General features: G+C 36.2%; 20 protein-coding genes. 12 read left to right on the top strand and 8 right to left on the bottom strand.

Annotated elements, in window-relative coordinates:
* Nucleotides 1-31: 31 nt before the first annotated feature.
* Complete coding sequence (locus EDF66_RS14415) at nt 32-1072, top strand: ABC transporter ATP-binding protein (protein WP_243656055.1); 1041 nt, start codon at nt 32-34, stop codon at nt 1070-1072.
* Here the strand turns inward: EDF66_RS14415 and EDF66_RS14410 are convergent.
* Genes EDF66_RS14410 through EDF66_RS14400 form a run of 3 tightly spaced genes read right to left on the bottom strand, consistent with a single transcriptional unit; the run spans nt 1062 to nt 3656 of the window.
* Nucleotides 1062-1577 carry a TlpA family protein disulfide reductase gene (locus EDF66_RS14410; RefSeq protein ID WP_132843485.1) on the bottom strand — a complete coding sequence of 172 codons (516 nt, stop codon included), beginning with the start codon at nt 1575-1577 and terminating at the stop codon, nt 1062-1064. The genes EDF66_RS14415 and EDF66_RS14410 overlap by 11 nt on opposite strands.
* A gap of 12 nt (nt 1578-1589) precedes the next feature.
* Entirely contained in the window at nt 1590-2441 is an 852-nt protein-coding gene (locus tag EDF66_RS14405; protein WP_132843483.1) for an alpha/beta hydrolase, read from the bottom strand.
* 3 nt (nt 2442-2444) lie between these two features.
* On the bottom strand, nt 2445-3656 hold the full coding sequence (locus EDF66_RS14400) for an alanine dehydrogenase (protein ID WP_132843481.1): 1212 nt from the start codon (nt 3654-3656) through the stop codon (nt 2445-2447).
* A 128-nt stretch (nt 3657-3784) separates the two neighbouring features.
* Here EDF66_RS14400 and EDF66_RS14395 point away from each other — a divergent pair, with 128 nt between their 5' ends.
* From EDF66_RS14395 to ytxJ, 5 genes are all read left to right on the top strand, one after another.
* Nucleotides 3785-5710: a polysaccharide biosynthesis protein gene (locus EDF66_RS14395; RefSeq protein WP_132843480.1), complete on the top strand. Its 1926-nt coding sequence runs from the start codon at nt 3785-3787 to the stop codon at nt 5708-5710.
* Between the two features lie 79 nt (nt 5711-5789).
* Nucleotides 5790-6467, top strand: a complete 678-nt coding sequence (locus EDF66_RS14390; RefSeq protein WP_132843478.1) for a tetratricopeptide repeat protein — start codon at nt 5790-5792, stop codon at nt 6465-6467.
* A gap of 237 nt (nt 6468-6704) precedes the next feature.
* Nucleotides 6705-7193, top strand: coding sequence for a 6,7-dimethyl-8-ribityllumazine synthase (ribH, locus tag EDF66_RS14385; protein WP_021191877.1), 489 nt, complete (start codon nt 6705-6707; stop codon nt 7191-7193).
* Between the two features lie 200 nt (nt 7194-7393).
* Nucleotides 7394-8137 carry a hypothetical protein gene (locus tag EDF66_RS14380; protein ID WP_132843476.1) on the top strand — a complete coding sequence of 248 codons (744 nt, stop codon included), beginning with the start codon at nt 7394-7396 and terminating at the stop codon, nt 8135-8137.
* 1 nt (nt 8138) lies between these two features.
* Nucleotides 8139-8471, top strand: a complete 333-nt coding sequence (gene ytxJ / locus EDF66_RS14375; RefSeq protein ID WP_132843474.1) for a bacillithiol system redox-active protein YtxJ — start codon at nt 8139-8141, stop codon at nt 8469-8471.
* Nucleotides 8472-8509: 38 nt separating this feature from the next.
* Here the strand turns inward: ytxJ and EDF66_RS14370 are convergent, their stop codons facing one another.
* Entirely contained in the window at nt 8510-8923 is a 414-nt protein-coding gene (locus EDF66_RS14370) for an RNA-binding S4 domain-containing protein (protein WP_021191880.1), read from the bottom strand.
* 115 nt (nt 8924-9038) lie between these two features.
* On the opposite strand from EDF66_RS14370, the gene EDF66_RS14365 reads away from it, so the two are divergent.
* From EDF66_RS14365 to folP, 4 genes are all read left to right on the top strand, one after another.
* Nucleotides 9039-9857, top strand: a complete 819-nt coding sequence (locus EDF66_RS14365; RefSeq protein ID WP_132771631.1) for a 2,3,4,5-tetrahydropyridine-2,6-dicarboxylate N-succinyltransferase — start codon at nt 9039-9041, stop codon at nt 9855-9857.
* A 20-nt stretch (nt 9858-9877) separates the two neighbouring features.
* Nucleotides 9878-10456 (top strand): L-threonylcarbamoyladenylate synthase, encoded by a 579-nt coding sequence (locus tag EDF66_RS14360; protein WP_132843472.1) that lies wholly within the window; start codon nt 9878-9880, stop codon nt 10454-10456.
* A gap of 7 nt (nt 10457-10463) precedes the next feature.
* Nucleotides 10464-10871, top strand: a complete 408-nt coding sequence (locus EDF66_RS14355; RefSeq protein WP_132771633.1) for a DUF4920 domain-containing protein — start codon at nt 10464-10466, stop codon at nt 10869-10871.
* Nucleotides 10872-10968: 97 nt separating this feature from the next.
* The gene (gene folP, locus EDF66_RS14350) at nt 10969-11814 is read left to right on the top strand and encodes a dihydropteroate synthase (RefSeq protein ID WP_132843470.1); all 846 of its coding nucleotides are present in this window, start codon (nt 10969-10971) and stop codon (nt 11812-11814) included.
* Nucleotides 11815-11881: 67 nt separating this feature from the next.
* Here folP and EDF66_RS14345 read toward each other — a convergent pair whose 3' ends face one another.
* Nucleotides 11882-13183 carry a UDP-N-acetylmuramoyl-tripeptide--D-alanyl-D-alanine ligase gene (locus EDF66_RS14345; protein ID WP_132843469.1) on the bottom strand — a complete coding sequence of 434 codons (1302 nt, stop codon included), beginning with the start codon at nt 13181-13183 and terminating at the stop codon, nt 11882-11884.
* 597 nt (nt 13184-13780) lie between these two features.
* Here EDF66_RS14345 and EDF66_RS14340 point away from each other — a divergent pair.
* The gene (locus EDF66_RS14340; RefSeq protein WP_132771636.1) at nt 13781-15217 is read left to right on the top strand and encodes an MFS transporter; all 1437 of its coding nucleotides are present in this window, start codon (nt 13781-13783) and stop codon (nt 15215-15217) included.
* Between the two features lie 353 nt (nt 15218-15570).
* On the opposite strand, the gene EDF66_RS14335 is transcribed toward EDF66_RS14340, so the two are convergent.
* The 3 genes from EDF66_RS14335 to EDF66_RS14325 form a co-directional block, all read right to left on the bottom strand.
* On the bottom strand, nt 15571-17970 hold the full coding sequence (locus EDF66_RS14335) for a TonB-dependent receptor domain-containing protein (protein WP_243656054.1): 2400 nt from the start codon (nt 17968-17970) through the stop codon (nt 15571-15573).
* A gap of 123 nt (nt 17971-18093) precedes the next feature.
* Nucleotides 18094-19782 (bottom strand): PspC domain-containing protein, encoded by a 1689-nt coding sequence (locus EDF66_RS14330; RefSeq protein WP_132843466.1) that lies wholly within the window; start codon nt 19780-19782, stop codon nt 18094-18096.
* 12 nt (nt 19783-19794) lie between these two features.
* Entirely contained in the window at nt 19795-20148 is a 354-nt protein-coding gene (locus tag EDF66_RS14325) for a PadR family transcriptional regulator (protein WP_132771639.1), read from the bottom strand.
* A 180-nt stretch (nt 20149-20328) separates the two neighbouring features.
* Here EDF66_RS14325 and EDF66_RS14320 point away from each other — a divergent pair, with 180 nt between their 5' ends.
* Nucleotides 20329-20712: a VanZ family protein gene (locus EDF66_RS14320; protein ID WP_132771640.1), complete on the top strand. Its 384-nt coding sequence runs from the start codon at nt 20329-20331 to the stop codon at nt 20710-20712.
* Nucleotides 20713-20716: the final 4 nt, after the last annotated feature.

Here is a 20716-nt window from a genome sequence, read left to right as displayed (position 1 = left end):
ATAACATTCGGCTTTTTTTATTTTGCAAAATATGTCACAATCTTCTTGTCAGTATGTTCCCTTTGATAAAGAGGTCCTTGGACTTCCTTACATCCATCTTGAAAATCTTAGTTTTTCATTTTCAGAAAATTCGGAAAGTTTAGCCGTACAGCAAGCAAATATAGGAATCCAAGAAGGTAAAATCACGGCTATTATCGGAGAATCCGGCAGTGGGAAAAGCACATTACTTCGTCTCATCTATGGTCTATTAGAGCCATTAACCGGTGAAGTTCGTTACAAAGGCTGGTTAGTTCCGACAAGAAAAGATAAACTAATCCCAGGGCATCAAGACATGAAGTTGGTTTCCCAGGGTTTTGATGACTTAAACACATTTGCCAATGTTTGGGATAATGTCGCTTCCCAATTGCCAAATACAAATATCGAAGCCAAACAAACAAAAACTGCTGCAATACTAAAAAGACTGCGAATTGATCATCTTGCAAAGAAAAGAATTGCTGACATCAGCGGTGGAGAAAAACAACGTGTTGCGATCTGCAGAGCATTGGTAAATGATCCACAAGTACTATTGATGGACGAACCCTTCAATCAGGTTGATGCCTCTTTCCGAGACACATTGCAACAAGACATCAAACAAATTGTGGTCGAGACAGGCCTTACGATTATACTTGTTTCCCATGATCCGACAGAAGTATTGGCACTGGCCGACGATCTTATTGTAATGAAAGATGGTAAGATATTGGATCAAGGCCATCCACGGGAACTTTACGAAAGACCAACTAATCCATACACAGCACTTTTATTAGCTAAAAGCAATATTCTGAGTAGCAGAGTTGCGAAATTGCTTCAAATCCAAAGTAATACAACCATCATCATTCATCAAGAATGGGTATCTATAACGGCATCGGAGACAACGCATGATTTCACATTAACCGATATCCGCTTTAGAGGTTTTTATTATGAATTAGTAATTACAAATCATGCCTTACAACTACATGCCATCAGTACGACTCCGGTCTCAATCCAAATAGGACAACCTGTAGCCGTTAAGATCGCGCAATATATCAGTCTTTAAGTAAAAGACGATCAATAAGAGCAATCAATTGATCAAACTCTTTTTTCTCATACCCAAGGGACTGGTAAATAACATTGCCCTGGGCATCGAGTATGACATTGCGTGGAATACCTTGATCTGCAAATAAACCAAATACATTTCTTTTCAAGTCCGGATAAAATGGTAGGGAATATTTGTGTTCGGCAACAAAGGGATCAATTTTATTCCAATCCTGCTCACGCGCCAGTACCATTAATTCAAATTTGGGGTTATCTTTATATTTTTCCCATATTTCCTTCTGCAAGCGAGGCAATTCCTCTCGACATGGAGGGCACCAGGTTGCGAAGAAATTAAGCAACACTACTTTTCCTTTCAGATCGGAACTGGCAATAGAAGTTCCATCTTTCTTGGGAACTGCAAATGCAGGACTTGCTGCATTAAGAGGCACTTTCCACCCTCCATCAGAGGTTTGTGCTTCGGCTATTAAAAACAAAAAACTAAAAATAAGTCCTAAAATATGTTTCATTTCAATAATATGTTATAAATGATTTACCCAATCTACAAAACTATCTAACCAAGCTACTGAACTTGTCTTATTAATCAAACCAAAACCGTGTCCCCCCTCCTCATAAGTCAATAGCTTATTTTTAACATGAGCTTTATCCAGTGCTTTGATCATCACATAACTGTTTTCAATCGGAACCGCTTTATCATCCTTTGCGTGAACAAAAAATACAGGACAAAGATCTGAGGTCACATGCTGTTCAGATGAAAATTTGGCAATCTGCTCTGGAGATGGATTCTCTCCGAGAAGGTTGATTCTAGAACCATTGTGCGTAATAGCGTCAGTCATGGAGATAACGGGATAAATCAATCCGGCAAAATCGGGCGCTAAAGATAACTGTGACGGATTAGCAATGAAACCACGTTTTGAACTGATAAGCAAAGTAGATGCAAGGTGCCCTCCTGCTGAAAAACCGATAACTCCGACTTTATGCAATAAAGGAAAACCACTGCGGATGTACTGCATGGCACGCTGCGCATCTTGTATTGGTCCAATGCTCTTATCGACCATGATATTGGGCGAAGGTAATCGATATTTAAGAACAAAAGCCGTAAAACCAGCTTTGTTCAACTCTTTTGCAACATCGTGTCCTTCATGATCCATAGCAATATGTGCATAGCCACCACCTGGAATAATCAACACACCCATACCCTTATCTAAAGCTGCACTTGGCTTGTAAACAAATATTTCTGGAATATTTCGATTGTATCTGGCCGTATCTGTATTGATAGAATTTGGGATCTTGTCATTATATAAGGCAAACTTTTCTTGCGCTGTTGCTTGAAAAACAACTGAAAAAAGAATAATCATTAAAGTAAGTTTCATGAATTACAAATTGGTCACTATAATTAAATCCAGATCTTTGGCTGTCATTTCAAATTTTGAAGCAATATCCTTATTGGTCAATATTCCCTGGTATAAGTAGGTTGCACTTCTAATTCCTGCACTTTTCCAAATGACATTTTTGACACCTCCCTGATCAGCAATATCAAGTAGTATTGGTGTAAAAATATTTGTTAATGCATAGGTTGCAGATCTCGCCACCCGAGAAGCAATATTAGGGACACAATAATGAATGACATCATATTTTCTAAAGGTCGGTGTATCATGTGATGTGATATTTGAAGTTTCAAAACATCCCCCTTGATCAATGCTTACATCTATAATAACAGAATTAGGTTTCATTTCTGAAACTGTTTCTTCAGAAATGACACAAGGAGTTCTCCCATTTTTTGAGCGTAAAGCACCGATGACCACGTCGCAGGTTTTCACAGCTTTGTTCAAAATTGTAGGTTGGATAATAGATGTGTATACCCGACTTCCTAGATTATTTTGGAGACGTCTTAATTTATAAATGGAATTATCAAAAACTTTCACTTGTGCACCCAGTGCAATAGCAGTCCTTGCCGCATATTCTCCAACTGTTCCGGCACCTATAATGACCATTTCTGTCGGCGGAACACCTGTAATACCTCCCAACATTAAGCCTTTACCACCAAAACTATTACTTAAATATTCAGAAGCGATTAAAGTTGAAGTAGCCCCAACAATTTCTCCCATTGCTCGGACTACTGCCAAACAGCCCCCCTCATCGCGCAGATATTCGAAAGATAAAGCAGTAATTTTTTTTTGAATAAGCGCTCTCAGAACAGGTAGCTCTAATAATGAAGGCTGTAGTGAAGACATCAATATCTGATTTTGCTTCATCATTCCAACTTCCTCAAAAGTGGGTGCGCATATTTTCACAATACAATCCGCTTGATAAACTTCCTCAGCAGATGAGACAATACGAGCACCTTGTTCACTGTAATGATGATCCAAAAAATTAGATCCTAAACCGGCACCGGTTTCCATAATAACTTCATGGCCATTTTCTACCAAAAGACCGACTGACAGTGGTGTCAAACAAATCCTTCTCTCCTGAAATGCAATTTCCTTGGGTATACCAATAAACAATCTTTTTTCCCTAGAAGCAGTCGCTGATAAAGTCTCTTGTGGCTGTATCATTGCTTGACTTGCCAATTTACTTAAGTCACTCATTTATTTTCATGCATTACTTTTTAAATTTACTACTTTTATTTAAGCTAAGCAAAAGAAATTAAGCACTTATATGCCTACCTGTTTAGAAAAAAAGTTACATTTGTCCAACTAAGCACTAAAACAAAACTATGTTTAATAAACTTAATATTGTTCCACGTTGGATTATTTTTGTATTAGATATCTTTACGGCAATATTTGCCTTTACCTTGGCAAATATCATCTATTACAGTTTTGATTTTGCTTTCATAAATACATCTGCATTTGCGATCAGACTGATTTATGCAATGGGTGTCACAGCAACTTCCTTTTATTTATTTAAGATGCACACGGGCATTATACGCTATACCAGTGCTGTTGATTCCATTCGAATTCTTACAGCAATTGTATTCGCAGTACTTGTTTTCTTCGTTATCAAAACGGTATTACTCGCAACTGGAGATCAACACACTCTACCAGGCTCACTCATTATTTTATATGCCTTATTTTGTTTCTTATTGCTCACGACATACAGAACATTTATTAAAATATTCTTTGTTTATACAAAAAATATAAGAAGTGACAGACGCAATACGTTGATCTACGGCGCTGGCGACCTTGGTATTGCCGTTAAAAGAACGTTAGATCACGATACACGTTCCAAAAATGCCATTGTCGGTTATCTAGATGACAATGAACAAAAAATCGGAAAAGTAATTGATGGAATTAAAATTTTTGACCCGAAGAAACTAGGACAGGTTATTATCAATCTGAACATTGAAGAGGTCATCATTGCTTCTCACAATATCCCCTTAGAATCTAAAAATGATATCATTGACATCTGCCTTGAGAAGAAGGTGACCATATTGACTTTACCTTCTGTCAAGAAAATCATGAATGGGGAGTTAAATCCAAATCAGATTCAAAAAATAAAAATTGAAGACCTCCTTGAACGAGCTCCAATAAAGATAAGCAATGACAACATTTTAAATCAGTTAAAAGGCAAGCGTGTTCTGGTAACCGGTGCTGCTGGTTCTATTGGAAGTGAAATAGCGAGGCAGTTGGGCAAATTTGAACCACAGATGATTATTTTGTGCGATCAAGCAGAATCACCTTTGCATAACTTACAGCTTGATTTACAGGACGAGTTTCCATTACAGGTTTATCATTCATTTATTGGTGACGTACGTAGTATTGACCGTATGAAACTCATGTTTGAAACTTTCAAACCGCATTATGTTTATCATGCTGCAGCTTACAAGCATGTTCCGATGATGGAGAACCATCCTTTAGAGGCAGTACACACAAATGTTGTTGGCACTAAAAATATCGCAAATCTTGCGGTTGAATATGGTGCGGAAAAATTCGTGTTTGTGTCAACAGACAAAGCGGTAAACCCGACAAATATTATGGGTGCAACGAAAAGGATTGCTGAGATATATGTCCAATCCTTCAACCACTTTTTACAAAGTAATGAGCATGTCAATGCTAAAACCAAGTTTATTACGACGCGCTTTGGCAATGTATTAGGCTCAAATGGATCTGTTATACCACGTTTTCGAGATCAAATTGAAAAAGGAGGTCCCGTAACCGTTACTCATCCCGAAATAACGAGGTATTTTATGACAATTCCAGAGGCCTGCCAATTGGTATTAGAGGCTGGATCGATGGGAGAAGGTGGTGAGATTTTCGTTTTTGACATGGGCAAATCTGTTAAAATCATCGAATTAGCGAATAAAATGATCAAACTTTCTGGTTTTATTCCAAATCAAGATATCGAAATTAAGTTCACAGGCTTACGTCCCGGAGAAAAACTTTACGAGGAGCTACTGAATGATTTAGAGAACACAATGCCAACGCATCATAAAAAAATTATGATTGCAAAAGTTCGGGAAAACGATTTTCAACAGGTTAATCATCACCTTGAGAACTTAGTAACCGGTATTAAACAGCAAAATAAGCATAATGTTGTTTTAGAAATGAAAAGGATTGTGCCAGAATTTAAAAGCCAAAATTCAATCTACGAACAGATAGATAAAGAAATTGAGGCAGAGAAAGACTTAATTAATAGAGTTTAACGTTTATTATAATTACAAAAGCTTGCATATTTACCGTAAAATTGTATTTTTGCAATCTATATTTTTTCATTGAATCATAATGTCTAAAAATCAAAACCAAAATAACGCTGGACAAGCGAATAAACCTTCACAAGGTTCATCTTTTCAGGACAATCAAAAAAGCATCACTTTTATCGTCGGTGGTATTTTTGTGTTAATTATATTGTATTTTGGATATCAAAAACTTTATCTACAACCGAGAGCTGAGAAAGCAGCGAACGAAATATTTAAAGCTGAAGAATATGCTGCAATAGATTCATTACAAAATCGTGCTATTGAAGGAGACGGTTCTTTTGCAGGATTTAAAGAAATTGCAGATGAATATTCAAATACAAAATCTGCAAACATTGCAAATGCATACCTAGGTGGCTTGTATTTACGTCAAGGAAAGTATAATGAAGCGATCGAAGCTTTAGAAAATTATTCGGCAACCGGAAGTCCAATTCTAGACCCATTGGTTACTGGATTGAAAGGTGACGTACATTCAGAATTGAAAGATTATAAGAAAGCAGCTGGATTTTACAAAGAAGCAGCTGATAAATCGGCTAACTCTTATACTACTCCATTATTTTTGAAAAAATTAGGTTTAGTTTACGAAGCGCAGAATGAGTTCAAGCAAGCTGAAGAAACGTATAAAAAAATAAAGACTGATTTCCCTGAAAGTCAAGAAGCAGCTATGATCGATGGTCTTATCGGTCGTGTTCAAGCGCATTTGTAGAATTGACTCAAATACACATAAAAAAAGGTTGCCCAAAAAGGCAGCCTTTTTTTATGCTATATATTTCTCATATGAGCTATTATGACAGCTAAAATACGTTGCAATAACGTCACTCCAATTATAATTGAAATAACTACAAAGCATTTCCTGGAAACAATTACCAATGCATAAATTTACGTTGATATGAGCGCAATTATATTGTGTTTCTAAGCAAATTTATCTAAGTTTGTTCTACATATGGCAAGTAGTATTAAAAATTTATCGGACTTTTCACACATTACAGTTGCAAACGCAAATCCTTTTAAATTTGGAATTGTTGTTGCACAATGGAATGCGGAAATAACTGGGGCTCTTTTAAATGGTGCAATTTCTGGTCTAGAAAAGCATGGAGCACAAGAAGAAAATATAAAAATCATCGAAGTACCGGGTAGTTTTGAATTAATAACGGGTGCAGATATTTTGTTACGTGATGATTCATTTGATGCAATCATTTGCTTAGGCTGTGTGATTCAAGGAGAAACACGTCATTTTGATTTCATCTGTGACGCGGTTGCCAATGGCATCAGTAACGTCGCATTAAAATACAACAAGCCTGTTATTTTTGGGGTATTGACAACTGACAATCAACAGCAAGCATTGGACAGAGCGGGTGGCAAGCATGGGAATAAAGGTGAAGAAGCAGCAATCACTGCTATTCAGATGGCACATATTAGTGCGCAGTATTAATATGTCTTTTTTTTAATTTAAAAAAATAAGAGCTCTAAACACGAGAGCCAGACAAAAGCTATTCAGATCAAAACTTGGCTAGCGAAATGCAAACAAGAATAAGATAATATTGTTATCACTATAGTATTTGATCGACTTCAGTGTCTTGTATAAGATATTGAAGTCGATTTTATCTTTTATAAAGATCTATATTTTATATAATGAAGACTATACTAAAAATTGCTTTCTTATACATCATCATGCAAATGAATGCTGTCTTGGGAATAGCACAAGAAAGTAATATACAAATGAAGCTGGAATCCTCCATAGGAGGAATTGAAAACTGGCAGAATACTAAATTTCTCTTATTCTCCTGCACAGGGAATGATAATGCGAATCTGCTTAACAGCTCTTCCGACAGATCATTATTATGGAATAGAGAAACTGGAGAATGCCGCTTTGAAGGACAATCAACAAAAAATGAGAAGCTGGTTTATTTATTCAATTTCAAACGCAAACAGCCCCTTAAACTCTTTGTTAATGCTGTTGAGATTAAAACCATAGAGACGGCTCTGCAACGCGACATTCAGCAACAGGTCAATGAAGACCTAAAGCTCTTGTTATTGCCGCTAATAACAGAATTAAAAGGTATAAACTTCACTGATATAAAAGTAAAACTTTTGAATAATGAGAAATTGTTGAGCACGTTTGTTAGCTATGATGGGAGTTTCTATGAAGGTCCTATAAAAGGAAATTTACTCATCAATGAAAATACGGGTGAGATAAAAGCTTTTGAAAACACCATAAGTATGGTCAATTATCAGGTTGATCAATATAAAGATGCAGGTTCTGGCCTAAAGCTTCCAACTTCGTTTATCGCACTAAACAATAAAAAGAAAAGCTGTACATTTACAACTGTTTCTACATTCGAACACGTAGAAGCTTCAAAATTTACTGAATTATAATATGATTAACTGGATTCCTCTTGATAGTTTAGACCAACTACAGGAAATATTGGGTAGTGAGCAGGTCACTGCAATTTTTAAACACAGTACTACCTGTGGCATTAGCGGTATGGCGAAGAAAAACTTTGAACGCTTTGCTAATTTAACAGATAAGTCTTACGATGTTTATTATTTAGATTTATTAGCTTTCCGAGAAATTTCGAATCAGATTGCTTCCATTTGGCATATCGAACATCAGTCGCCGCAGCTCTTGATTATAAAAGGCAAAGCATGTCTTTTCAATGCATCGCACGGAGATATTGATTTCGATGATCTTGTCACTTATATAAAATAGAAAAAGCTACTAAGTAGCTTTTTCTATTTTATATGTATTTATTTACTTTGTCCATCATCTTCCCACCAATCTTCTTTCAAATCATCAATCTCACGACGGTCTCTTTTAGTGGGTCTGCCAGCTCCCCGATCTCGAGTTAAAATTGGAGCATGGAATGCCGATTTATAAGCGGTTGTCTCCTCTTCCGGAGTTTGATCTTCATAAAACTGTACGGCCGTCTTCGCATCAACTCTTCTTTCAAGAAGTCCTAGAACTTTTACGATCTTACGTTCGATTCCTTTTTGAACCTGATAGATATCCCCTACTTTAACAACGTAGGAAGGCTTAATATTCTGCCCGTTCAATTTTACCCGCCCAGCCTTACAGGCCTCAGTAGCCAGACTACGTGTTTTAAAAAGACGTATTGACCACAAATATTTATCGATTCGAAGTTTTTCAGTTTCTGTTGCCATTTGTACAAAAATAGTCATATTGACTTAAAATCTGCTCATTATCCATTATAAATTGAACAAATTTTAACATATTTGTCTTCAATAAAAAGAACTGATAATTTTTGAATTATAAAAGATGCCTGAACAATTAAAAAAACTTATCGAAGATGCCTGGGAGGATAGACAACTTCTAGAATATAAAGAATATGCGGAAGCAATTCGTACTGTGATCTTAAAACTTGATGCTGGTGAATTGAGAGTCGCTGAGCCAATCGGTACGAGATGGCATGTTAATGACTGGATTAAAAAAGCTGTAATCTTATACTTCCCGATCCGTGAAATGAGTGAGTCTTCTGCAGGTCCATTCGTTTACTACGATAAAATGAAATTAAAGACGAACTACAAAGAAATTGGTGTTCGTGTTGTACCTGGAGCATCTGCTCGTTTAGGTGCATATCTAGCTAAAGGTGTAATTTTGATGCCTTCGTATGTCAATATCGGAGCATATGTTGGTGAAGGTACTATGGTCGATACTTGGGCTACTGTGGGTTCTTGTGCACAGATTGGCAAAAATGTTCACTTAAGTGGAGGTGTAGGTATTGGTGGTGTATTAGAGCCGGTACAAGCTGCTCCAGTTATTATCGAAGACAATGTTTTTGTTGGTTCTAGAGCAATCGTTGTAGAAGGTATCCGTGTTGAAACTGAGGCTGTTTTAGGTGCTAATGTGGTATTAACTGCATCCACTAAAATTATTGATGTATCGGGCCCTGAGCCAGTAGAATACAAAGGTTATGTACCTGCTCGTTCGGTTGTTATTCCTGGTTCTTACACCAAAAAATTCCCTGCTGGTGAATATCAAGTTCCTTGTGCACTTATCATTGGTAAACGTAAAGAGTCTACAGACAAGAAAACATCTTTAAATGATGCTTTACGTGATCACAACGTAGCTGTATAATTTCCTAATTAAAATAAAAAATGGGTCAATTTGTAGATAGAAACGATATTAATCAAGCTTTAGAAGTTCTCAAAAATGGCGGTTTGATTTTATACCCAACAGATACGATCTGGGGTATTGGTTGCGATGCCACAAATCCTGAGGCTGTGGAGAAGGTTTTTCAGTTAAAAGGAAGAGCAAAGGAAAAAAGCCTTATTATTCTTCTACATAATGACAATCAATTGGCAAGTTACGTTACTGAAATTCCAGAAGTAGCTTACCAATTGATTGAATACACAGAGAAACCATTAACTATCGTGTACTCTGGAGCTAAAAACTTAGCTCCAAATGTTATAGCAGAAGATGGTTCAATCGGAATTCGTATTGTTAATCACGACTTTTGTCAACAGCTTTTACAACGTTTTAGAAAACCGTTGGTATCTACCTCTGCGAATATTAGTGGCGAAGATTCGCCAAAATGTTTTGATGATATCTCTGAAGAGATTAAAAATCAAGTGGATTATGTTGTTCAGTTTGGACAACATACTAAAAGTGACGGGAAGTCATCAAGTGTGATGAAGTTAGATCCTAGCGGGAAGTTTGAATTTCTACGAAAATAAGATCAGTATGAAAAAATTACTATTACTTGTTGCTTTAGCCTTTGGTATTTCTTGGAACGGCCAAGCTCAACAAAAAGAAATTACTCCTGCAGAAATTGGTGTACAATATGGTAAAAAAGTGGATAAGTCTAATGCTATTACAGTTGACAAACTTGAAAAATCATTAGAAAAATCACCTAAATTCACCGGTAAAGTCACTGGAAAAGTTATTCAGGTCTGCACCAAAAAAGGGTGCTTCTTGACACTTCAAAGAACTGGTGACAAAGAGCCTATTACAGTACGCTTTACTGATTACAGTTATTTTGTACCTGCTGATTTAGTTGGTAAAAATGTGATTGTAGATGGTTATGCCAAAGTAAAAGATACGACAAACGAAATCACTTTTGTTGCTGATGGCGTATTAGTTGTTAAATAGATCGTTTAATAAATTAGAAGAGGTCATTTTCATTAACGAAAATTGACCTCTTTTTAATTTTAGCATTTATTAAATAAGCTTGATACATTTGTACAAGATGAAAATGATCAAAACTACCCCTGCGCAATCCATCAATTTAAAAGGTCGCATCATGACATTTGACCGTCCCGTCATCATGGGAATTTTAAATGTTACTCCGGACTCCTTTTTTGATGGTGGGCAAAATAATAAGAATATTGAACAAATACTGATCAAGACTCAAGCCCTTTTAGATGCTGGAGCCGACATCATTGATATCGGTGCATATTCATCTCGACCTGGAGCCAAATTAATTACTTCACAGGAGGAACTAGATCGAGCACTACCTGCTGTCCACGCTATTTCAAACACATTTCCTGATGCGATACTTTCAATAGATACATTCCGTGCCGATGTTGCTGCGGCCTGCGTACATGGCGGCGTACATATGATCAATGACGTCTCCGGAGGTACAATTGATCCGGAAATGTTCCCGACAGTTGCAAAATTGCAAGTGCCTTATATCTTGATGCACATGCGTGGCATTCCTGAAAATATGCAACAATTAACTGCCTATCAGGATATCGTCACAGATGTCGCTACATATTTTGGTGAGAAGATTGCTACATTAAGAAAATTGGGCGTCAAAGATATTATACTGGATCCAGGTTATGGTTTTGCAAAAACAATTGAACAAAACTACGAGTTGCTATATCGGGTAGATGAACTTCACTATTATGGGCTTCCTATACTTGGTGGTATATCCCGAAAGTCAATGATCTATAAAAAACTTGGTCTAACTCCACAAGAAGCGCTAAATGGAACAACAGTTCTCAATACACTTCTCCTGACTAAGGGTGTACAGTTACTTCGTGTGCATGATGTAAACGAAGCCAAACAGATTGTCGATCTATTATTTCAATAGTAAATTGATTAGAAAATAAAAAGGAGCCGATCAGCTCCTTTTTATTTTCTAATATCTTTTCAAAAATCTATAAAACATCCATCAGCTTTTCAAAAGCCATTCCACGGGATGCTTTCAGTAATATTGTTGCATGCGAAATCGGATTGCTCAATAAAGCGGCTTTCGCATCACTTGTTGTTTCGAAAAATTCTCCACCTACATCTTGATGCTCATAAAATGCTTTACCGACAAAGATCAAACGCGCTCCAGAAATGGTTTTCGCCAGTTCCACCACTTTTTTATGCTCATAAGAAGATTCTTCACCTAATTCAAACATATCTCCCAGTATAACAACTTTATGAGTAGCCTCAATGATACGCATATTTGTTAATGCCGCTTCCATACTCGTTGCATTAGCATTATAATAATCACAGATCACTGTATTACGATCTGTCTTTGTTATCTGAGAACGGTTATTTGTTGGTTTATATTCTGAAATAGCGCTATTGATAAGGGTAAGAGGCACATGAAAATAATGTCCAAGAGCTATCGCTGCCAAAAAATTCTCCGTATTATAAGAACCTGCTAACTGCGTATCGGCATGAAAGATCTCTTCAGATTGTTGAAGATGCCATTCAATCTGTAATAATGGATCTGCTTTAATCAGCCTTCCAATAATAGCATTTGACTCGGAAAAACCATATTTAACTACTTTATCAATATGCCGTTGCTCAGCCATTTCTTTAAGAAAAGGATTATCTCCCTGTAAAAATAACGTTCCTTGATTAGCTTCCAGCCAGTCATAGAGTTCACCTTTTGTTTTCTTTACCCCTTCAAAGGAACCAAATCCCTCTAAATGTGCTTTACCTACATTTGAAATCAGACCATGAGTGGGTTCGGCAATCCTGCATAAAAAATCAATTTCACCAATATGATTAGCTCCCATTTCGATGATTGCCATTTCAATACTATGGTCTATCGCTAATAAAGTCAATGGAACACCAATATGATTATTTAAATTTCCTTTTGTAGCATAAGTTTTATATTTTTTGGACAGAACGGCATGCAGCAACTCTTTCGTCGTTGTCTTACCATTAGTGCCCGTTACACCAATAAAAGGAATATTCAATTGTTTACGATGAACATGTGCTAACGCTTGGAGAGTTTCTAAAGCATCTTCTACAAGTATAAATCGATCATTTTTTTTATATTTCTCTTCGTCAATGACGACATAAGCGGCGCCCGAAATCAAGGCTTGCTCCGCAAATTCATTTCCATTGAAATTGGATCCCTTTAAAGCAAAAAAAATCGAATCTGGTAGAATATTTCGTGTATCCGTGGATACACTGGGGTGTTGTTTGAATAAATTATACAGTGCTTGCAGTTCCATTCTTAAAAACTTTTACTTGATTACCTCAATAGTAGCAATCATCAAACAAATATAATAATTTAGAGTTCTATAAATCAGCACAAAAATTTCAAATAATCCTTAATCCCAATCAACGTAGGCTATTGAGTTTATTACAGCATAAACATGCGCATATTCAAAAGTATGGAGATACAAATAATTACATGTATAATGTATTGTGGGACTACTTTGTAAATATACGGGAATATCAACTGATTCCTTATAATTTATGCTGATATAACAGTGAAAATGAGGATGTCGAAATGATCCAAATGGATTGACACAATTATAGTATGCAACCGTAAGACAACAGCTGATCATGCTTTCTGTTTTTACCATTAGGCACATCATGCTGGTATAAATCTAATCAATCTTTGAAAACGTTTGCGTAAAAATAAGATGCTGATTTTGCTCTACCTAATATTATAAGCATTAACTTTAAAATATATCTATTATAATTCTTCGACACATACTGCACTGATCCAGTTGCATAAAGATGATCATATAGATTCATAAAGTTACAGTAACAACAAACTTATATTTCTATTATCAAAATAGAAAGAATAGAGTAAACCAAATATGAACAATAATAAACCAACAAAGTACCGCTGGAGTGTTTGTGCTCTCCTATTTTTTGCCACCACTATAAATTATTTAGATAGACAAGTCTTATCCTTAACATGGAAAGATTTTATAAGCCCTGAATTTCATTGGACAAACAATGACTACGGTAATATAACAGCACTTTTCTCAATCTTTTATGCCGTAAGTATGCTCTTTGCAGGTCGGTTTGTCGATTGGATGGATACAAAAAAAGGCTTTCTTTGGGCTATCGGCATTTGGTCAGTTGGTGCTATTATTCATGCTTTTTGTGGTATCGCTACTGCGGGCCAGTTAACAGGTAACTGGTTTCTAAATTTTGAGGAGTCTAAAGCAGTAATTGGAACAATTAATGATGTCGGTTTAGTAATCAGTACGAGTGTTACCCTATTTATTTTTGCCCGCTTTGTATTAGCAATAGGTGAAGCTGGAAACTTTCCTGCAGCCATAAAGGCAACTGCAGAGTACTTTCCAAAAAAGGACCGGGCATTAGCGACCAGTATATTTAATGCCGGTGCGACTATTGGTGCACTAGTGGCCCCCATCACCATTCCAACCATTGCAAAGTATTATGGATGGGAAATGTCTTTTATTATTATTGGTGCTTTGGGTTTTGTATGGATGGGATTTTGGGTATTCATGTACAAAAAACCAGAAGAGCACCCTAAGGTTAATGAAAGTGAGCTACGCTATATTCTGCAAGATTCAGCTCATCATACCGAAGAACAAAAATCTAATGAGAAATTAAAAGTATCTTTTTTGGAGTGTTTTAAACATAGACAAACTTGGGCTTTTGCCTTTGGAAAATTTATGACAGACGGTGTCTGGTGGTTTTTCCTATTTTGGATGCCCGCCTATTTAAGTGCTGTTTATAATATAAAATCATCTGATACAGAAGGACAATTAGCAATTTTTGTTTTATACATCATTACTTTATTCTCAATCTACGGAGGTTATCTTCCGACCCTATTTGTCGAAAAAAAGGGTATGAATCCGTATGAAGGTCGAATGAAAGCGATGTTAATTTTCGCATTTATTCCTTTGATCGTTTTATTTGCACAGCCCTTAGGTTATATCTCCTATTGGGTTCCTGTCATTTTTATTGGAATTGCTGGTGCTGCACACCAATCCTGGTCTGCAAATATCTTTTCTACTGTTGGAGACATGTTTCCGAAAAAAGCTATTGCCACTATTACCGGTATCGGAGGATTAGCAGGAGGCTTAGGAGCCTTTATTATTAATAAAATATCAGGTGTTCTTTTTGACTATGCTAAAGAAACTCAACTGAAATTCATGGGATTTGAAGGTGAACCAGCTGGATATTTCATTATCTTCTCATTTTGTGCGGTCGCTTATCTTATTGCGTGGGCAGGAATGAAAGCGTTAGTTCCTAAAATGAAAATTGTAGAATTATAATAAATAACACAAACAGTGGAATCAACATCGAAGGAAACTCCGTAACTTCAACGTTAGAATATTATTTACAAGAGGGATATTCTATCCCTCCTGTATTTTTTTCAATCTGGAATAAGTCTACCAACACGAACTCCATACAGATCTTAAATTGACCATGTATCAAGCACACAGCTGCTCATTAATTTTCTCTCAAAATAGCAGCAAGCCATCTTATATTTAATAGCGAGATAAAATAGTGAGATTATCCGAATACTGTTGTAAACAGGTATGATCTGAGTGATGATATTGCAAAAAAAACCGCAAGTATTTTCATACTTACGGTCAACATATTACATAAACATTGAAACTATCTATTATTGGGCACGCTGTTTTTCTTCATTATCCGTGCTCTTTTTCTTAGTCACATTTTTCAAATTTCCAAACTTATAAGAGTAGGTTAAACGTGCCACTCTTCGGTCCTGATTCTGTCGGATCTTTGTATTGAAAGATGAGAAATTCGTTGATAGGTTTTGATTACTGGTATTAAAGACATCGGAGACTGCGAGTTTAAGCGAACTTCTCTTGTCTTTAAAGTTTTTAGTAAAGCCAATTTGTGCATCCCAACGACTTTCCAATTTATAAATGTTATAAGTAAAAGGTGAAAAGTAGCGTAGATTCATCTCTGCAGACAATGAAGGTGACAGCTTAAATGTACTCATTGAATTCACCTGAAAAAGGAAACTTGAATTGTTTACCACCGCTCCTGCAATAGCTCCGTCAAAATTCATGTATACAGCCGTGATATTGTTGTAGGAAGACCAGAACTTTGCAATCTGAACTGGCATACTTAAATTCAAAAATGCCGAATTATTTTTTCCTAGATTTTCACGCGTTACCCAAGTTGTTTTCTTAATTGAATCTTGGCCCATACTTTCCACGATAGCATCGGTCTGCGCATTGTAACCCAATGTAACCGTATATTTCTTATATAAAGTATAATTCAAATTCAACTCATTTGCATACTGTGGATTTAAGTAAGGATTACCACGCTCAGAAGTGTACTTATCGATAAAGTAATCAAAAGGATTGAGTTGTCGATAATTAGGTCTTGTGATCTTACGTGAATATCCCAAAGAGAAAATATGGTTTTCATGCGCATCGTAACTCAAATTAGCTGAAGGGAATAGATCAAAGTAATTACGTTTAACCTGTTTATTTTCTGTAATGGAGTGTCCATCAGACATTGTATATTCCCCTCTTAAACCGGCCTTAATACCCCATTTACCGATCTGGTTATCATAATCAAAGTAACCTGCGGCAATTTGCTCTTTATAAACAAAATGATTTGATCTATTGACGATATTTGTCCAGACATTATCCAGTTGCTCTTCAAACAGAAGATTATTATCAGATTTCACATTTGAATACTTCACACCGGTTTCTATATTCGAGGTTTTATTCAGCGGTTGATTATAATCCAGTTTTGCGACGTATATATCAATTCCTATTGGCATCTCACTTCGCAATAGTTCTGGATCACGTATCAATTGATCGTTTTGATCAAACAATCTATTATCATAATCAGCCTTTTTACTATTTTTGAATTTACTCCAATCTAAATCCAGTACCAATTTTTTACCTGTCGAGTCGATCTTAAACTCATTATTGAAATTAAGTGAATAACGATTAAAACCCTCTTTGAACTGTGTCATAGAGATCAACGTAGAATCAATTGTCGTTAAAGGTCCAATGAGAGATTTACTATCGTTATCATTAAGCTCCACATTATTGCTTCCGTTAAATTGTAAAGACATCACATTCCGATCGGAAGTTTTCTGCTCTATGCCAAATTTGTATGTATGCGTACGATCTTTAATATGCAGATTTGATTTTTGATCAAATAAAGTCTCGATGCCGTCATTAGAAATGATACGCTCTATATTTAGTCTGTTGACATATTTATCATCACTATAAGAATAAGATCCAAAATAGGTTGTATTATTCTTTTTGTAATTTAAAGATAAGGCCGAATTACCTCTAAACTTCTGTCCTAATCCTGCTGTGGCAGAGAAATTACCATTAAATCCCTCCATCTTATTTTTTTTCATCACGATATTGATCGTTCCCACAGCACCTTCTGCATCGTCCCTCGCACTACGTGATTTGATTACTTCAACAGATTTGATCTGATTTCCATCAGTACTTTTCAAAAGCGTAGTCAATTGTTCTCCAGTCATATAAGTTTGTCGGCCGTCGATAGTAACCTTTACTCCAGACTGCCCCATTAACTGCAGATTATTGTCGTTGTCCAAACTAACTCCAGGAGCGCGCTGTACGATATCGAGTCCATTATTACCCGCAGCTAAAGGCGAATTCTCGACATTTAAAATCAATTTCCCTTGTTTATTTTCGACTAATGGCCTCTTGCCTTCGATCGTCACCTCAGCTAAGGCATTTGTACTGGGACTCAATTTCAAATCTGCTATCTGTTGCTGTGTTTTATTAAAAGCAATAACTGCAGATCGGGATACACTGTACCCGATCATTCTTGCTTCCACATAATAAGATCCTGCAGCAACATTTTCAAAAGCATATTGCCCATCTTCTTTCGTAATTGCTGTTTTTAAGATAATATCATTAGTACTATTGATCAGATAGGCTGTAACTGCGCCCATAGGTTCATTTTTTTCATTTACGATCTTACCCGATATTCCAATAGCAGCCCAAAGCAATTGGCTACTGATTGCAAATAAGATTGTTAATATTAGTTTCATTTTCATTGTATTGTTTAGGTTGTTATATTCAAAATAGGTGTAATGAATAATTAGTATGCGGTTATCGTATAATGTTACAGTTTGCGAGTTTTATTAAAATAATAGGTGCTAAGCACCTATTATTTATTTTTTCTTTCCTTTTGTTTCAACCACCACACCAGTAGGAGAAATACTGATAATGGTATCTTTTCTGCTCACTACAGTATCTACAGTTACCACATTTTCATCCGTCTCATCTTCCGCTTCAGGTGCAAATTCAGATTTTTCAGGTAGAGCACATTTCAAACCCAGATTTGTCATTACCCATTCCGTTTCTTTAATGTCATCATTTTCATAACGCTCATAGCATTCCCAGTAAGATATATCTGCATAATTGCGCTCTAAATCCCTGTTCAGCATTACTTTTGCACCAACTGGAAGGTAGATCGTAATATTCACTTTTTGATCTCTATACAATTCTTTCTCACCTAATTTAAAGTGACTATCAAAAATAATGTTCGCGCTATCCTGAACGGCTTTATAATTGATTGCAGACGCACGTTTAGTCGCCAAATTATAATTAGCTCCTTTTGCCGAATACTCATATTTGATATAAGGCATTTGCGTTGAATCTACCCTTTCAAATCGAATTCGGATATCATCCTGAAGATATTCGGATAAGTTAGTACCTCTGATTTTTAGATTTGAACGGCCGTGATCTCCATTTATTTTGATGACACGCACATCACGGGCATTGATACGATAGATAGATCTTGGAGCCAAAGGTTTTTCTTCTACGATCATACTTTCTTCTCTAAAATCTTTAGCCACCGAACCTGCATAATAGATAATGCTACCTAAAGAAATTAACCATACTAGAAATAAAGAAGTCGTTAAGTAATTATTCATCGGCTTGCGGTCAAACAACAAGCGAATAATGAGGTAAAATAAACCTGCAAATGGAATTGCAATAGCCAAGAATGCTGCCGTTAATGCCCATGGAGCCTGCTGAGGATCGATCAAATTTAACGGTTCAATAATCCCGCGGTCCGTTACGCCTGCTATACCCAAGCTAAAAAAGATCAAGGCAATTAACAGCGATATTAAGCTTAAGCCTATTGAAAAAGCAACGATCAGACCGATCACTTTTGCAAAGATTTTAATGATCTCTCCAAATGCTGTTCCAGCATTTTCTACACCTCTATTGAATGTGTTGCCGGCACCAGAAAAATTCTCTTTTAGACCGCTCAATTCCTCTTCAAAACTTCGTTTAAAATTCTGGATATTAGGCGACTCTCCGCGCATTTCCATACGATCTGCTCTGGTAATTGCGATTGGCATTACAATCCACAAGATAATATACACCAGAAATCCTGAACCGAAGATTACAACGAATAACACAAATAAAAGTCTAATCCATCGAGCCTCTATGCCAAAATAATGTCCCAGACCACTACACACACCACTGATTACCTTATCTTCTGGATCACGCATCAACTTTTTACCCGTACGAAAAGTGCTGTATGCCTGATTTGTTTTTTGATCTGAATACTGTTGATCCGTATCGTTGATCTCAAAATCACTCACACTTCCCATCTGTGCGATGACAGCATTGACATCATCCATATTCAGTACTTCTTTGATTCCGAGTTGAATCTTCTCTGTAAACATCTCTGCAATACGATTTTCGATATCTTCCAAAATCTCTTTGCTGTCTTCCGAACTTCCGAAATGCTTTTTAATATCAATCATATAATTGCGCAACACATCATATGCGTCCTCTTCTATATGAAAAACGATACTATTTATATTGATAATTATAGTCTTGTTCATGGTATTTATAGGTTATATTGATTTGTCAATTGTATTAATTCTGTCCGCTAGAGATGTCTCCACTGCAAAAACCAGTTCTTTCCATGTAACATCCAATCGCTCAAGAACCTGTATTCCTTCTGCTGTGATTTCATAATATTTACGTGGAGGTCCAGAAGTTGATTCCTTCCATATATAACTCAGCAAACCGTTATTTTTAAGCCTCGTCAACAAAGGATATAAAGTTCCCTCTACAACCAAGAGCTGTGCTTTTTTCAGTTCGCTGATGATATCCGATGCATATATTTCCCCTCGGGAAATAATAGAAAGAATACAATATTCCAGTATTCCTTTCCGCATCTGTATTTGTGTATTTTCAGCTATCATAACAATACAAAGATATATGTTTTATTATGTACTATGCAATACATAGTACTATATAAATTTCAAAAATAAAAGTAAAACACTGTAAATCAGGTAGATAATTTTTACATACGTCTAAATACATTATTTCACTTTTCTTATATTTATCACTATTTTAGCACGAAAATTGATTATAAGGAGTGCATGATAAGATTATTATTAGATTATAAGTGGGTAATGCTTTGGGCTGTAGTGGTTATAGCACTGTGTTGTATGCCAGGACAAAGTTTTGAGAAAGTTCCTTCCTATCCAGGGATGGACAAGCTCGTTCACGCAGGTATGTTTTTCGTATTTTGTACGTTAATTTATAATGGTGTATTGGTTCAGTTCAAAGGTCGCCCTACAAAATGGCTTCCCGTTATTGTTGTAAGTATTTTAGGTATCCTTTTCGCCTTACTGACTGAAGCATTGCAATTGTATATATTCACCTATAGATCTGGTGATTGGTGGGATCTCTTTGCAGATAGCGTAGGCATTGGTATGTCGGGTTTTGCTTACTTGCTTTTTTACGTGAGACGTAAAAAGTAACAGA

The organism is Sphingobacterium sp. JUb20 (genome assembly GCF_004342035.1).
GTDB classification, from domain to species: Bacteria; Bacteroidota; Bacteroidia; order Sphingobacteriales; family Sphingobacteriaceae; genus Sphingobacterium; species Sphingobacterium anhuiense.
This window is presented reverse-complemented; position numbering and strand designations above follow the sequence as displayed.

Coding starts and splice junctions, on each gene's coding strand:
- EDF66_RS14380 (WP_132843476.1), top strand. CDS start 7,394: ATGAAGACTATACTAAAAATTGCTTTCTTATACATCATCATGCAAATG.
- EDF66_RS14415 (WP_243656055.1), top strand. CDS start 32: ATGTCACAATCTTCTTGTCAGTATGTTCCCTTTGATAAAGAGGTCCTT.
- EDF66_RS14335 (WP_243656054.1), bottom strand. CDS start 17,970: ATGAAACTAATATTAACAATCTTATTTGCAATCAGTAGCCAATTGCTT.
- EDF66_RS14370 (WP_021191880.1), bottom strand. CDS start 8,923: ATGGCAACAGAAACTGAAAAACTTCGAATCGATAAATATTTGTGGTCA.
- EDF66_RS14400 (WP_132843481.1), bottom strand. CDS start 3,656: ATGAGTGACTTAAGTAAATTGGCAAGTCAAGCAATGATACAGCCACAA.
- EDF66_RS14325 (WP_132771639.1), bottom strand. CDS start 20,148: ATGATAGCTGAAAATACACAAATACAGATGCGGAAAGGAATACTGGAA.
- EDF66_RS14410 (WP_132843485.1), bottom strand. CDS start 1,577: ATGAAACATATTTTAGGACTTATTTTTAGTTTTTTGTTTTTAATAGCC.
- EDF66_RS14360 (WP_132843472.1), top strand. CDS start 9,878: ATGGGTCAATTTGTAGATAGAAACGATATTAATCAAGCTTTAGAAGTT.
- EDF66_RS14405 (WP_132843483.1), bottom strand. CDS start 2,441: ATGAAACTTACTTTAATGATTATTCTTTTTTCAGTTGTTTTTCAAGCA.
- EDF66_RS14355 (WP_132771633.1), top strand. CDS start 10,464: ATGAAAAAATTACTATTACTTGTTGCTTTAGCCTTTGGTATTTCTTGG.
- ribH (WP_021191877.1), top strand. CDS start 6,705: ATGGCAAGTAGTATTAAAAATTTATCGGACTTTTCACACATTACAGTT.
- EDF66_RS14365 (WP_132771631.1), top strand. CDS start 9,039: ATGCCTGAACAATTAAAAAAACTTATCGAAGATGCCTGGGAGGATAGA.
- EDF66_RS14390 (WP_132843478.1), top strand. CDS start 5,790: ATGTCTAAAAATCAAAACCAAAATAACGCTGGACAAGCGAATAAACCT.
- EDF66_RS14395 (WP_132843480.1), top strand. CDS start 3,785: ATGTTTAATAAACTTAATATTGTTCCACGTTGGATTATTTTTGTATTA.
- EDF66_RS14340 (WP_132771636.1), top strand. CDS start 13,781: ATGAACAATAATAAACCAACAAAGTACCGCTGGAGTGTTTGTGCTCTC.
- EDF66_RS14320 (WP_132771640.1), top strand. CDS start 20,329: ATGATAAGATTATTATTAGATTATAAGTGGGTAATGCTTTGGGCTGTA.
- ytxJ (WP_132843474.1), top strand. CDS start 8,139: ATGATTAACTGGATTCCTCTTGATAGTTTAGACCAACTACAGGAAATA.
- EDF66_RS14345 (WP_132843469.1), bottom strand. CDS start 13,183: ATGGAACTGCAAGCACTGTATAATTTATTCAAACAACACCCCAGTGTA.
- EDF66_RS14330 (WP_132843466.1), bottom strand. CDS start 19,782: ATGAACAAGACTATAATTATCAATATAAATAGTATCGTTTTTCATATA.
- folP (WP_132843470.1), top strand. CDS start 10,969: ATGAAAATGATCAAAACTACCCCTGCGCAATCCATCAATTTAAAAGGT.